The organism is Billgrantia endophytica (genome assembly GCF_002879615.1).
In the GTDB taxonomy this organism is placed as follows: Bacteria; Pseudomonadota; Gammaproteobacteria; order Pseudomonadales; family Halomonadaceae; genus Halomonas; species Halomonas endophytica.
On sequence record NZ_PNRF01000035.1, the window covers coordinates 1 to 12,129 of the forward strand.

The 12,129-nt window shown below is 61.3% G+C and carries 16 protein-coding genes; 7 read left to right on the forward strand and 9 right to left on the reverse strand.

Annotation, left to right across the window (positions count from 1 at the left end):
* Nucleotides 1-202: 202 nt before the first annotated feature.
* From C1H69_RS17030 to pilB, 6 genes are read right to left on the reverse strand one after another with little or no spacing between them, the layout of a single operon-like run.
* Entirely contained in the window at nucleotides 203-1,078 is an 876-nt protein-coding gene (locus C1H69_RS17030; protein WP_240609979.1) for a DNA replication terminus site-binding protein, read from the reverse strand.
* Nucleotides 1,075-1,302, reverse strand: coding sequence for a DNA gyrase inhibitor YacG (yacG, locus tag C1H69_RS17035; RefSeq protein WP_102654583.1), 228 nt, complete (start codon nucleotides 1,300-1,302; stop codon nucleotides 1,075-1,077). Before yacG ends, C1H69_RS17030 begins: the two co-directional genes overlap by 4 nt.
* 38 nt (nucleotides 1,303-1,340) lie before the next feature.
* Nucleotides 1,341-1,952 (reverse strand): dephospho-CoA kinase, encoded by a 612-nt coding sequence (gene coaE, locus C1H69_RS17040; protein WP_102654584.1) that lies wholly within the window; start codon nucleotides 1,950-1,952, stop codon nucleotides 1,341-1,343.
* Nucleotides 1,953-1,989: 37 nt separating this feature from the next.
* Entirely contained in the window at nucleotides 1,990-2,841 is an 852-nt protein-coding gene (locus C1H69_RS17045) for a prepilin peptidase (RefSeq protein ID WP_102654585.1), read from the reverse strand.
* 9 nt (nucleotides 2,842-2,850) lie between these two features.
* Entirely contained in the window at nucleotides 2,851-4,083 is a 1,233-nt protein-coding gene (locus C1H69_RS17050; protein WP_102654586.1) for a type II secretion system F family protein, read from the reverse strand.
* A 40-nt stretch (nucleotides 4,084-4,123) separates the two neighbouring features.
* Nucleotides 4,124-5,902 carry a type IV-A pilus assembly ATPase PilB gene (gene pilB, locus C1H69_RS17055; RefSeq protein WP_102654587.1) on the reverse strand — a complete coding sequence of 593 codons (1,779 nt, stop codon included), beginning with the start codon at nucleotides 5,900-5,902 and terminating at the stop codon, nucleotides 4,124-4,126.
* Between the two features lie 252 nt (nucleotides 5,903-6,154).
* Here pilB and C1H69_RS24460 point away from each other — a divergent pair, with 252 nt between their 5' ends.
* Nucleotides 6,155-6,532, forward strand: a complete 378-nt coding sequence (locus C1H69_RS24460; RefSeq protein WP_276308775.1) for a pilin — start codon at nucleotides 6,155-6,157, stop codon at nucleotides 6,530-6,532.
* 61 nt (nucleotides 6,533-6,593) lie between these two features.
* Here the strand turns inward: C1H69_RS24460 and C1H69_RS23655 are convergent, their stop codons facing one another.
* The gene (locus C1H69_RS23655) at nucleotides 6,594-6,743 is read right to left on the reverse strand and encodes a hypothetical protein (RefSeq protein ID WP_165789519.1); all 150 of its coding nucleotides are present in this window, start codon (nucleotides 6,741-6,743) and stop codon (nucleotides 6,594-6,596) included.
* Between the two features lie 227 nt (nucleotides 6,744-6,970).
* Here C1H69_RS23655 and C1H69_RS17065 point away from each other — a divergent pair, with 227 nt between their 5' ends.
* From C1H69_RS17065 to C1H69_RS17075, 3 genes are all read left to right on the forward strand, one after another.
* Nucleotides 6,971-8,155, forward strand: a complete 1,185-nt coding sequence (locus tag C1H69_RS17065) for a pilus assembly PilX family protein (RefSeq protein WP_102654588.1) — start codon at nucleotides 6,971-6,973, stop codon at nucleotides 8,153-8,155.
* A 53-nt stretch (nucleotides 8,156-8,208) separates the two neighbouring features.
* The gene (locus C1H69_RS23315) at nucleotides 8,209-8,649 is read left to right on the forward strand and encodes a hypothetical protein (RefSeq protein WP_133154992.1); all 441 of its coding nucleotides are present in this window, start codon (nucleotides 8,209-8,211) and stop codon (nucleotides 8,647-8,649) included.
* A gap of 211 nt (nucleotides 8,650-8,860) precedes the next feature.
* Nucleotides 8,861-9,244, forward strand: coding sequence for a histone-like nucleoid-structuring protein, MvaT/MvaU family (locus tag C1H69_RS17075; RefSeq protein WP_102654590.1), 384 nt, complete (start codon nucleotides 8,861-8,863; stop codon nucleotides 9,242-9,244).
* A 95-nt stretch (nucleotides 9,245-9,339) separates the two neighbouring features.
* Here the strand turns inward: C1H69_RS17075 and C1H69_RS17080 are convergent, their stop codons facing one another.
* On the reverse strand, nucleotides 9,340-10,188 hold the full coding sequence (locus tag C1H69_RS17080) for an AraC family transcriptional regulator (protein WP_165789520.1): 849 nt from the start codon (nucleotides 10,186-10,188) through the stop codon (nucleotides 9,340-9,342).
* Complete coding sequence (locus tag C1H69_RS23660; RefSeq protein WP_165789521.1) at nucleotides 10,178-10,495, reverse strand: hypothetical protein; 318 nt, start codon at nucleotides 10,493-10,495, stop codon at nucleotides 10,178-10,180. The genes C1H69_RS17080 and C1H69_RS23660 overlap by 11 nt, the downstream gene beginning before the upstream one ends.
* A 38-nt stretch (nucleotides 10,496-10,533) precedes the next feature.
* Between C1H69_RS23660 and C1H69_RS17085 the strand changes: the two genes are divergently transcribed.
* From C1H69_RS17085 to C1H69_RS17100, 3 genes are all read left to right on the forward strand, one after another.
* Entirely contained in the window at nucleotides 10,534-10,830 is a 297-nt protein-coding gene (locus C1H69_RS17085; protein WP_165789522.1) for a hypothetical protein, read from the forward strand.
* Between the two features lie 7 nt (nucleotides 10,831-10,837).
* On the forward strand, nucleotides 10,838-11,305 hold the full coding sequence (locus C1H69_RS17090) for a hypothetical protein (protein WP_102654593.1): 468 nt from the start codon (nucleotides 10,838-10,840) through the stop codon (nucleotides 11,303-11,305).
* Nucleotides 11,306-11,757: 452 nt separating this feature from the next.
* Nucleotides 11,758-12,129 (forward strand): Rpn family recombination-promoting nuclease/putative transposase (locus tag C1H69_RS17100; protein WP_422666907.1); only part of this gene is annotated, 372 nt, incomplete at its 3' end.

The following is a 12,129-nucleotide window of genomic DNA, read 5'->3' on the forward strand; positions in this document are numbered from 1 at the left end:
TGGCAGGTATCGCTAACGCGGGCAACACTGCGGTCGCGAGCTGAAGCTATCTCCAACAGCGGTTTTTTCCACCTTGTGGGAGCGCTGCTGCGCTGGCAGGTATCGCTAACGCGGACAACACCGCGGTCGCGAGCTGACACTATCTCCAACAGCGGTTTTTCCACCCCTGTGGGAGCGCCGCTTTGCGTCGCGACTGGCGCCGTCAGGCGCTGCGGTATCGATATACCCGCAGGCTGGGCAGGAAGGGGGTGTCTTCCAGGCGTTCGTCGCTGCGCCGTGCCCGGGTGCGGGTCGTGGGCGGGGCGGAGGGGGGAAGGTTGTGGTCGGGCAGGCGGCCGCGGGGGGCGGGTACGAACAGCGGCAGCGCCACGTTCATGGCGCGTCGAGTGCGGCCGTCCTGCAGCGGTTCGCAGTAGAACAGGTTGGCGCGCATCAGCGGTGCCTGGGTCTGCACCTGGGCAAGGGGTTCGTTCGATGGAAGGCCGGCGAGCTTGCGCAACTGGATACGAACGTGGGGGGCATCGCTGTCCAGCTTCAGCAGCTTCTGTTCCACGTCGCGCACGGTCAGCCGCTTGATCGAGCGGCCACTGGCGTACCAGGCCAGGCGTACCCGCGCTACGGGTGCTTCGGCCACGGGAATGGCGCGCCAGCACTGCTTGAGGTGCAGCCGGGCCAGGCCACTGCCGCGCAGGTGGTCGTGGAGCTCGGGGTGGCGAAAGGGCAGTACCGCCTTGGCTTCGGTCAGCAGGGGAGGGTGGTGCTCGCGGATAGTGGCCAGCAGCCCGGCGAAGGTGGCCTTGGCGAGATTCACTTCGGCGGCCTTCGTCATCAAGATATCGTCGGCCGCCACCAGCCCCACATGGCTGTGGGTGGCGCGACCGTCCTGACCGTCCTGATACCAGAAATCCAGCAAGGCCTGCCGCAGCCAGGCTTCGCTGGCGTCGGCCTGAAAGGCCCAGGCCTCGGCGGGCGACTCGCCGTAGGCCTCGAGCAGTTCCTCGCAGCGCTCGATCAGGATATCGAAGGCGGCCTCAAGCTCGGCCAGCAGCCGATAGGTCGGCGCCGGGGCAAGGCTCACTGTTCGTCGCCTCGATCGGCCTGGGCCAGCCATGCGTCGATATTGGTTTCGTCTAGCGCGGGTTCGCCGGCAATGCGGTGTGACTCGTCCGCCCAGGCGCCAAGATCGAGTATCTTGCAGCGCTCGCTGCAGAAGGGGCGGTAGGGGTTCTGCTCGCTCCACTCCACCTTGGTCTTGCATTGTGGGCAGGCGACTTTCAGGGGGCGTTGGTTCGGTTGGCTCATGATCCGTTGGGGTTGGTGGCTGTAGGGACATTCTAGCGTCAATGACGGCGGGCGTGTGCCAGTTCCCGATACAATCGATCCAGCTTGGCCACCTGGGCCGCCAGGCTGGTTTCGCCGCCGCCGTTGTCGATCACGTCGTCGGCCCGGGCCAGGCGTTCGTCGCGTGGCATCTGGGCGGCAACAATGGCCCTGGCCTGGGTTTCGTCCACCTCATCGCGGGCCGCGGTACGGGCGATCTGCAGGCTTTCCGGCACGTCGATCACCAGGCAACGGTCCGCCATCACGTGCTGTCCCGATTCGAACAGCAGCGGCGAAACCAGCAGCACATAGGGGGCGCCTTTGGCCTGAAGGCGTTCCAGGTGGGCCATCAGCCGCTGGCGAATGCGCGGGTGGGTCGTGGCTTCCAGCCATTTCCGCTCGGCCGGGTCGGTAAACACCAGCTCGCGTAGCGCACGCCGGTCGAGGGTGCCATCTTCGCGCAGCATTCGCTGACCGAAGTGCGCTGCGATTTCCGCCAGGGCCGGCTCGCCGGGCTCGACCACTTCCCGGGCCACGTCGTCGGCATCCACCCAGGGCACGCCCAATGCCTCGAAGGCACGTGCCACGGTGGACTTGCCCGATGCGATGCCGCCTGTTACCCCAATGATCATGTCGCTCGTTCCTGTCGGTTCATTTGCCTGCGCGGCTTCAAGTCACCAGGCCCAGGTACAGCGCCATCAACGGCTCGCCGACCAGCAGGGCGACCCACCCGGCCACGGCCAGGAACGGCCCGAAGGGCATGGGGGCGCCGTGCAGCCGGGGAACGGTCGCCTGGGCAATGACCCCCACGAAGGCGCCGGTACCAGCGGAAAGTATCAGCACCATGGGCAGGTACTGCCAGCCCAGCCAGGCGCCCAGCGCCGCCAGCAGCTTGAAGTCACCGAAGCCCATGCCTTCCTTGCCGGTGGCCAGCTTGAACAGCCAGTAGAAGCTCCACAGGGCAAGATACCCCGCCATGGCGCCGATGACCGCATCCGGCAGCATCAGCGGCTGGAAGATCAACTGATAGAGCAGTCCCGCCCACAGCAGCGGCAGGGTGATCAGGTCCGGCAACAGCTGGGTGCGCAGGTCGATCACCGCCAGTGCCAGCAGCGACAGGCAGGCGCCGTAGAGGAACAGGGCTTGCAGGGTGGCGCCGTGCAGCGCCAGCACCGCCAGTGCCAGCACGCCCCCCGCCAGCTCCACCAGTGGATACTGGGGGCTGATGCGGGCGTTGCAGGTGGCGCAGCGTCCACGGCGCTTGAGCCAGCCGAACAGGGGCAGGTTGTCGTGCCAGGCGATGGGCGTTTCACATGTCGGGCAGATCGAGCGCGGCACCACCAGATTGAAGCGGGGCCGCGTTTCATCGGGCAGCTCCAGCGACTCGCGGGCCTCGGCACGCCAGTTCAACATCAGCATGACCGGCAGTCGCACGATCACCACGTTGAGAAAACTGCCAAGGCAAAGGCCCAGCACGACGGCCAGGGGCCAGAGAATGGCGGGTGGAGGATCAAGCGGCAAGACGGCTCCTTACAGCACCGAGCCGAGCTCGAAGATCGGCAGGTACATGGAAATGACCAGGCCGCCCACCATGACCCCGAGCACCACGATGATGAAAGGCTCCAGCAGCGAGGTCAGGGCATCGACCTTGTTGTCGACTTCCTCTTCGTAGTAGTCGGCCACCCGGTTGAGTATGGCATCCAGCGAGCCGGCTTCCTCGCCGATGCCGACCATCTGCACCGCCAGTTCCGGGAAGCGTTCGGTCTGGCGCATGGCGAAGTGCAGTTGCTGGCCGGTGGCGACGTCCTCGCGAATCCGTTGGGTGGCGCGTTCGTACACCAGGTTGCCCGACGCACCGGCCGCGATGTCCAGCGCTTCGACCATGGGCACGCCGGCCCCGTAGGTGGTAGCCAGGGTGCGAGCATAGCGAGACACCGACGACTTGTTGAGAATGTCGCCGATCACCGGCACCTTCAGCGAGAACCTGTGCATGCGGTAGGCAAAGGATTCCGAGCGCTGCATGCCCTGGCGCATCAGGAAGAGGCAGGCGATCACGGCCACAAGGGTCCATAGCCAGTACTGCTGGGCGAACTCCGACAGGGCAATGGTCATGCGGGTCATGGCGGGCAGTTCGGCGCCGAAGCCCTGGAACAGGCTCTCGAACTGGGGCACCACCTTGATCAGCAGCAGCGCGGTGACAGCGAAGCCCACCGCAATGACCGCCGCCGGGTACCACAGCGCCTTCTTCACCCGACCCTTGATCGACTCCATCTTCTCCTTGTAGGTGGCGATACGGTCGAGCATGCGGTCCAGCGAGCCGGAGCTCTCGCCGGCTTCCACCAGGTTGCAGAACAGGGAATCGAAGTGGTCCGGGTGCTGGCGCAGCGCCTGGGAAAAGCTGGAGCCCGCCGCCACCTCGCTCATCAGCCGCTGGACCACGGCGTTCATCGCCGGCTTGCGGATGCTTTCCGCCACCACCTGAAAGGCCTGCAGCACCGGAACCCCGGCACGAATCATGGTCGCCATCTGTCGGGCGAACAGCATGGTATCGCGTGGAGAGATGGTGCCGATGCCGCCGCCCAGCCCGCTCTTGCGGCGAACGTTCTTGACGACGATCTGCTGGTTGGCCAGCTCCTTTTCGACCTCGACCTTCCGTGATGCCACCACTTCACCCTGAACCGTGCGGCCACTCGGGCCCTTGCCGGTCCAGCGCCAGCGGTACAGCTTTAGCTTCTGAGGGCGTTTCGCCATTCTGGTAGCCATGTGTATCCCTGCTGCTGGTCATTTTTTAAGGTTTTATAACCTAGTCCTTCGTCACACGGTTGATCTCCGTCAAACTCGTGATCCCTTGCATTACCTTCAACAAGCTGCTTCGGCGTAGATCGGGATGTCCCTCCTGACGTGCCTGTTTGTCGAAATCCATCGAATTGCCGTTACGCATGATCAACTGGCTCATGGCGCCGCTGATCGGCACCACTTCATAGATACCCACCCGGCCCTTGTAGCCATGGGTGCAGTGCATGCAGCCCACCGCCTCGTAAACGGTGGCGCCGCCGACGTCAACCTCGGTGAAACCCTCCCGCAGCAGCGCCTCGCGGGGGATCTCCGTCGGCTGCTTGCAGTGCCGGCACAGCCGCCGTGCCAGGCGCTGGGCAATGATCAGGCTCACCGAACTGGCGATATTGAACGGCGGCACGCCCATGTTGGCCAGGCGGGTCAGGGTTTCCGCCGCCGAATTGGTATGCACCGTGGAAAGCACCAGGTGGCCGGTCTGGGCCGCCTTCACCGCGATCTCGGCGGTTTCCAGGTCGCGGATCTCGCCCACCATGACCACATCCGGGTCCTGGCGCAGGAAGGCGCGCAGGGCGCTGGCAAAGTCCAGTCCGATCTTGGGCAGCACGTTGACCTGGTTGACACCCGGTACCTTGATCTCCACCGGGTCCTCGGCGGTACAGATGTTGCGCCGCACCTCGTTGAGAAGGTTCAGGCCGGTATACAGGGTCACCGTCTTGCCGCTGCCGGTGGGTCCGGTCACCAGGATCATGCCCTGGGGGCGATCCAGCACCCGTTCGTACATGGCGCGCTGTTCCGGGGTGAACCCCAGCGCATCGATGCCGATCCGCGCCGAGGCAGGATCGAGAAGACGCAGCACGATCTTCTCGCCATATACCGTCGGCAGCGTGTTGACACGGAAATCGATGGAACGGCTCCTGGAAGCCTTCAGCTTGATCGCGCCATCCTGCGGCAGGCGGCGTTCGGAGATGTCCAGCCGGGACATCACCTTCAAACGCGCGGCAATGCGCGCACGCATGGAGAAGGGCGGACGCGCCGCTTCCACCAGCATGCCGTCGATCCGCATGCGGACCCGATAGCTGGTTTCGTAAGGTTCGAAGTGGATGTCGGAAGCGCCGCGGCGAATGGCATCCAGCAGGATCCTGTCGACGAACTTGACGACGGGCGCGTCGTCGGCCCCCGTCTTCGCGGTGTGGGAGGCGGCTTCCTCGGCAAGGTCCACCCCCTCGTCGTACTCCAGCTCGCTGGCGGCATCGCCCGCCCCGGCCAGCTCGTCCGTCAGGCGGGATTCGTCATGGGTCAGGTAGGCCTCCAGCATGGGGAGGAGCTGGTCCACCGGACAGAGTACGGCATCGACATTGAGCCCGGTGGCGAACCGCAGCTCATCGAGCCGGGCCAGGGCCGAGGGGCAGGGAACCGCCACCGTCAGCCGGTGAGCGCGCCGGGCCAGCGGCACCACGCACAGCTTGCGCAGCAGCTTGTCGGGGTAGTCGCCCGCCGGCGGCAGGCTGGCCAGGCACAGGGCATCCAGGTCGATGATCGGCAGGCCATACTCCCAGGCCGCGCACAGCGTGCCCTGGCGAGCGGTTACCAGGCCGGCGTCGATCACATGCTGAAGCAGGGTCACCTCTGTCTTGCGCGCCTCATGGTCGGCACGTTCGGCCGCCGCCGGGGAAAGCAGGCCATCTTCCACCAATCGCCTGGCCAGGCCACGCAGCCCTTCGACATCGGTCGCCCGCTGCGTCGTGGCTTCGCTACTGACTTTGGTTAGCGTTTGATCGTCGTTCATGGCGCCCCAAGCGTTGGCCCAACATAGGCAGGCGAGCGAAAGCGATACTCCATTCTAGCCTTTTGCCATGCCACCGCACAGCGACACCTCTCACGTTACATCTACTATAGCATTATTGATCTAGTGCATTATGTTGATAAGTAAACTCATGCGAATGTATGACATGCTTGCGACCAACTGACGTGTTATTTAATGTAAGTTACGGCCAAGGCATGAACGTCTATCGGGTCGAGACAGGGACAGGATGACAACATGATGACAGACAGGCAGAGCACATGGGCGACCCGGCAGGGGCAGGGCGGCTTCACGCTGATCGAACTGCTGATCGTGGTGGCGATCGTCGGCATTCTGGCGGCGGTAGCAATACCGCAGTATGGCAATTACCTGGATAATGCCGCTACCAATGCATGCAGAGGCGAAGCGAGAACGGTCGCAAGCGCCATTGCCGCGGCCCGAGTGGATAGTGATACAGCTAATATGGAACTGGTTGAGCATTGGAACGGTACCGATAATGCTTGCGCTACTTTAGCCTTTACCGAGAACGAGAATGCCTTGTTAGCGCAACCTCAGCGCAATCAGCCAGAATTGAGTGTTAGTATTGGCGTGGCTGCACCAGCGGTTTCGGACTAAGTAGTGCCTAATCTGCCATAAACGGCCGACATATGCCGGCCGCTTCTTTTGCGCATTAACTCTAGCGCGTAACCTTTTCCGCCATCGCTTGGCCATACCTCAAGTAAGCAATCAGCGCCTCGTGGGCGGCACGCTGTAGCATGGCCTGATGGGCCCAGCACTCCAGCACTTCAGAATTGAACGAACTGTCCAGTACAAGTGGTGTGGTCATGGCGTGTCTCCTTTAGAGGCTGCCTTGCAACACTGTCCTCTTCACCATAGACGTGTTTTTGCTGCATTGCAGCATCTTTTTTTTGCATTTTTGTTTTCTCGTGCTATATGCGGCACTTGGAGCCGACCGTGCCGCTGACAGGCGCCGGATGCCGGCAGTGACGACATGCCGCCCATGGCGTAAACTTGTGTTTACTATTGTAAACATGACGGCGCAGGGAGGCGGGCATGGCTGGCCCACGGCAGCAGCAACGAGGCATGGCCCTCATTCTCGTGATGATCCTGCTCACCGGCTCTCTCATGCTTGGCCTGACGGCGCTAACCGCCGGGCTGATCAATGAAAGATCGGCAGGGAATTACCGCATGTCAGCCCAGGCGCAAATGGTGGCGGAGTCGGTTGCGGTGGAGATCAGTGACTACCTGCTGCAGCGTGAACGCACCCCCGATACTATCACATCCCCCCTTCGCTCCCTTCCTTTCCATGAAGCACTGAACAAACCCGTAAGCGAGTGGGTGGGATGCCGCGACAATTCGCCCTGGGGAGGCGATGCGGCAAGTCGGCTGAACCTGGAATCAGGCCAGGCCTGGGTGGTACCCTGTCGTAAAGCTGGCGACACCGCCCATATTCTTGTCGAAGGCCGCACCGGCGACCCGATCAACCCCGCCGTCTTTTCCGCCATCATCGACCTCGCCATTCCCGCCCAGGGGCTGGCGGCCGTCAACTTCATTGGCGGTATCGATGACAATGCGGATATACAGTGGCCATCATCGAGCCAGTCGAGAATGCGTACTTCCAGCGAACAGCCGGCTATCTACTTTCATTATCTCGACCCGGGTGACTTTCCCGGCCACACCACCCATGACAAGGCCGAACTGATCGGCTCCATGGGCGATACCAGCAGAGTGATGGACGGCGACCCCGAAGACGCCATCGTGCAGGCGCGGCCGAACCCGGGCGAACTCGGCAGCTTCATCGGCTTGCTCCAGGCAATACACGACACCTGTGCAAGCATTGCGGGCGGTTGCGACAACATCAAGATAGTGTCGCAGAATGGCAGTGGCTCGCCGAAAGGCAATACCGTCTTCGACGGCCTGTATATCAATCTTGCGGGTGAACTGGACCTTCGCGACAACACCACGATTCGTGGTAGCGCCATCGTAGCCAATGTCGACATCAGGGAAGAAGACGGAAGCTGGACCAGCCGGCCGAACAAGACGATCGCGCTTGCCGGTGGCGATAATCCGGGCTCGATCCTGTTCGATGCCGCCAATGTCACCGATGCCGTAAACGAGTTGAAGAAAATCGCCCCGGAGCGTTTCGCGGATCTCGACGTGGAACGCTTCTGGAGCGGGAACGGCATGCAGGCCTCCGGTTCGTTCCAGCGGGACGGCTGGATAACGGAATTCTGGTAAAGGCATTCCCTGTCTAGACTGTTGATACATTCCCCAACAGGGTGGTAGCGAGCGTGAATTCGTTGAAGCGACGTAGTTTATCCATGGTGCTTGCCATGGTAACCAGCGCTGCTGGAATGGGCCCGATATTGGCTGCCGCGCCGGTTCTGGCCCAGCCCGCGGAGGCGCGTGACCCAAGCCAGGGCGCCAGCCAAGGGCAGGAAAGGCAGGGCCGTGGCGAACAACACGAGCGCGGGGTCGATCGCCGTAACCCTGACCGGCTGCGCGACAGCCAGCGACGCGCACGGGGCGATAACCCGCGTGACTGGTCGGATACCCGCGAAAGACGTGACGAAAACAGAAACCAACGCGGCGGGCCACGTAACGACGATCATATACTGCAGGGCCTGCCCCGTTATCAAGGCCAGGAATGGCGCCATGCCGAAGCGGATGTCGTGCTGGTACAAACCGCCAGTGACATCGGCTACGAAATATTGTTGGATGTCCCGCGTTAAGTTTCTCAGGCACACGGCATACGTGATAGTGGTGTGCTATTGACTAATCTCCTGATTGGCTTTACTGACAACAACCGCTTCAATACGCTATATTTGCTTCAGGCAATGAAACGGCATAAAAAATAAGGCCTCAGTATTGTCAAGTGACACGGCTTCATGTATTTATAGTCGCCGCATCCTGTAAAAATTTCTCCCATGTAAGGAATACACCATGTCTCTTCTCAGCGAATTCATGCAGAAAGAACAGCAACTCAAGCAGCTCCAGGCCGAAATGGACAAGCTTCAAAACGATGATCGCTTGAAGGCTGAGCTGCAATTCAAGGCTAAGCTCGAAGAGCTGATGCGCGAGTTCAACAAGAGCGCTGCCGATGTCATCGGTCTGCTGGATCCGCAGGGCAACAAGCCGGCGACCTCCAAGGCCGCTTCCGCCTCCGCCAGCGATGGCCGTCGCAAGCGCAAGCTGAAGATCTACAAGAACCCGAAGACGGGTGAAGTCGTGGAAACCCGCGGCGGTAACCAGAAGACGCTGAAGTCCTGGAAGGACGAGCATGGCTCCGAAACCGTTGAAAGCTGGCTGGTTCGCATCGAAGAGTAATGTCAGGCAGAAGAAGACACTTTTTCAGATAGACCATAATCGGCGTCACACTGTCGGGCCCGGATGGGCCCGGCATGGTTCATACCTCCGTCTGGTCAATCCTGACCCCCTGGCCCATTCCATTCAACATCCAGCAGGGGTAGTTGTAGTTCCATCCCCCGTGGGTGGCAGTGCAACTGAACGGCTTCGCCACTGGCATGGCATTCATACCGTGGTAACTCGTGACTTATCACGTACTCCATGGTAGAAGGAACTTCATTCAGGCTCTTTACCACCACGCAGGCATAGTGTTGCGCGGGCAACTCCAGCAATCGGAATGCCGCGGGAATCGCAACGGTCGCGGCGACCTGATCATCGACCAACGGCCCGATATCCACCCGTTGCATTTGGCTGGGCAGTGGTATGCCGTGTATCACGGCCACGACTGGAGCTTGCTTGAGACGGTCGGGAAGGGTATTGGCTTGCCTGGTAGATGCTGTCCACTCCTGAAGGTCATGCAGGTCATTGAGGTGGCCAAGCCCATACAGCCGTGTCACGAGCGCCTGGCGAGGAGGCATCTTGCGGATATCGATGGGCGGCGGATCGCCACCATGGGCGTCACGATAGCTGCACTCTCGCAGTTTCTGGTGTTGCGTCTGTCGATACTGGCGCGGCGTGAGGAGATGTCGCCGATGAAAGGCACGGCTGAAGGCCGAATGGTTGCGATATCCGCAGCGACTCGCGATAGTATGTATTCGATAGGGTGTGAAGGCGAGCAAGCGAGCGGCCATTTCCAGCCGTAGCATGTCGCGGTAAGCGCTTGGGGATAGCCCGAAGCACTGCTTGAACTTGCGGCGGACCTGGGAGGTCGAATAACCAAGACGGATAGCCAGATCCTCTATCCCTTGCTGACTTGCCAGATTGTCCTGCAGCCAGATTTCCGCTCGCATCATCTCATTGGACATTATCTGGCCCCTTACGTACTTTTTTGCAGCCATCCTCGCCAGCTGCTTCCATTTCGATGCCGCTGTCATACGAGGCGGCAACGGGTACTGCTCCATAGGCGTGCCCGATGATTTTTATGTGGTCCTTTATGCGCTGCCGAGGGAGGCGAAGGCAAGTTTGGGCGCTTCGGTTGACCGTTTGTGCATATTTTGACGCAGCAACGTAGCCAGTCCCTAAGCTAATGAAAACTAGTATCATTAGCTTGATGAGTGAGCTTACGGCTTCGCTGCGAGAGGCAATGGCGGTATACTGGATCATGGTCATCATTCGAGTACCGCTCGGTACTTGAGCATTAGCGGATACAGATGAAATATCAGAAACCCAACCAACACATGGACGAGCGCGAAAAGCTGCGCAAGTTTCGCGAGCTTGACGATGCCTTCGCCGAAGCATTGCGTGAGCTCGAAAAGCCCAATTCCCGCTTCAACATTCCCACCGGCCCGCCGGTGCGCAGCCTGGAAGAGCGTGAAGCGAACGACGAGCAGGTTCGTCAGCATGTCTTCGAGCAGCGCCTCAAGGCACTGATGAACGAGCACGCTCAATCCAAGGAGAGCGTGGCCATGCTGCTGCGCACCATGCAGTCGCTCGGCCATATCGCCTGAGTCGCACATGACCTATTTTCTGGTGATGGGCAGCTTGGCGCTGTCCGTCGTATTTACCGTTGGCTGGGCGCTGTGGCGTACCATGCGCTGGGCCGCCTCGAGCCTGCCGGGCAGTGGCCGGGGCGGTGGAAAGGGTCGCAAGGCCAGCCGCAAGCCCGCGGTTCGCAAACCGGCCGCTCGCTCGAAAGCCCCCGGCAAGGGCGCCCGCAAGCAGGCGACGGCCAAGGCACCCCGTGAGCCCAGCCGGCTGACACAATGGCTGGCCGAATGGCATGCCACCTTGCCGCTGGCCGTTGTCGCCACGCTGATCTACCTCGTCACCCGCCTGGCGGAACACGGCATGTCCTACCGGCCGCCCCATACCGTTCCAAGCGGCTTCCATAGCCTGATCGCCGTGCTGGGCTGGGTAGCCGCCGTGCTGTTGCTTCTTGCGTTGATCAATCGTCTAGCCTCCTGGCGTTGCCGTCATCTCTAGGTTCGGGCTAGAAGTCGCCGCAACGCCCCGATAGGGGACTTGTGTTTGAAAACGTAAGCCCACCACCTGATTGTCGTAATGGCCTGCCGCATGGCTTTCCTCATCGTTTCCGCCATCGCCTCTGAGTTGAGAGCATTTTCGGTTACAAAGTCTGCTATAAGCCCAATGAGGCGGTAGAGCATTCAAGCCGAGTCCCGTAGAATTGTGTCATACCAAGAACGATGCCTCGCAGGGGATCGGCCGGGCGTTTGCTTGGCCAAGGACGGTGATAGTGCGCGTTGGGCTGTGCGATTGCTCCGGTGATGCGTCGTGCACGTTCCAGTCGTAGTTTCCCCGATCCCAAGGTGCCGTACCCCAGGGCATGGGAATTCGCCCGGAACAATCCCCGGGCGGTAGCGTGCCTGAAGCACGAGAAACCCGCTGTTGGAGCGCCCTGCCGGCAACGAGGCAAGATGGCCATGGCCAACGTTCACGACAACACCTACAAGCTGCTTTTCAGCCAGCAGGAAATGGTGAAAGACCTGCTGCGGGGCTTCATCCGCGATGACTGGCTCGACCAGTTGGACCTCGATACGCTGGAGAAGGCCAACGGCTCCTACGTCGCGGACGAACTACGCGAGCGGGAGGATGACGTCATCTGGCGGGTGCGCTGGGGGCAGACCTGGCTGTATGTCTATCTCCTGATCGAGTTTCAGAGCACCATCGACAAGCACATGGCCGTGCGTATCATGAGCTATCTCGGACTGCTCTATCAGGACCTGATCCGACAGAAGGCCTTTACCCCCAGTGGCAAGCTACCCCCCGTACTGCCCATCGTGCTCTAC

Coding starts and splice junctions, on each gene's coding strand:
- C1H69_RS23655 (WP_165789519.1), bottom strand. CDS start 6,743: ATGACCACACCACTTGTACTGGACAGTTCGTTCAATTCTGAAGTGCTG.
- C1H69_RS17080 (WP_165789520.1), bottom strand. CDS start 10,188: ATGTCCAATGAGATGATGCGAGCGGAAATCTGGCTGCAGGACAATCTG.
- C1H69_RS23660 (WP_165789521.1), bottom strand. CDS start 10,495: ATGATGACCATGATCCAGTATACCGCCATTGCCTCTCGCAGCGAAGCC.
- C1H69_RS17090 (WP_102654593.1), top strand. CDS start 10,838: ATGACCTATTTTCTGGTGATGGGCAGCTTGGCGCTGTCCGTCGTATTT.
- C1H69_RS17075 (WP_102654590.1), top strand. CDS start 8,861: ATGTCTCTTCTCAGCGAATTCATGCAGAAAGAACAGCAACTCAAGCAG.
- coaE (WP_102654584.1), bottom strand. CDS start 1,952: ATGATCATTGGGGTAACAGGCGGCATCGCATCGGGCAAGTCCACCGTG.
- C1H69_RS24460 (WP_276308775.1), top strand. CDS start 6,155: ATGATGACAGACAGGCAGAGCACATGGGCGACCCGGCAGGGGCAGGGC.
- C1H69_RS17050 (WP_102654586.1), bottom strand. CDS start 4,083: ATGGCTACCAGAATGGCGAAACGCCCTCAGAAGCTAAAGCTGTACCGC.
- yacG (WP_102654583.1), bottom strand. CDS start 1,302: ATGAGCCAACCGAACCAACGCCCCCTGAAAGTCGCCTGCCCACAATGC.
- pilB (WP_102654587.1), bottom strand. CDS start 5,902: ATGAACGACGATCAAACGCTAACCAAAGTCAGTAGCGAAGCCACGACG.
- C1H69_RS17065 (WP_102654588.1), top strand. CDS start 6,971: ATGGCTGGCCCACGGCAGCAGCAACGAGGCATGGCCCTCATTCTCGTG.
- C1H69_RS17085 (WP_165789522.1), top strand. CDS start 10,534: ATGAAATATCAGAAACCCAACCAACACATGGACGAGCGCGAAAAGCTG.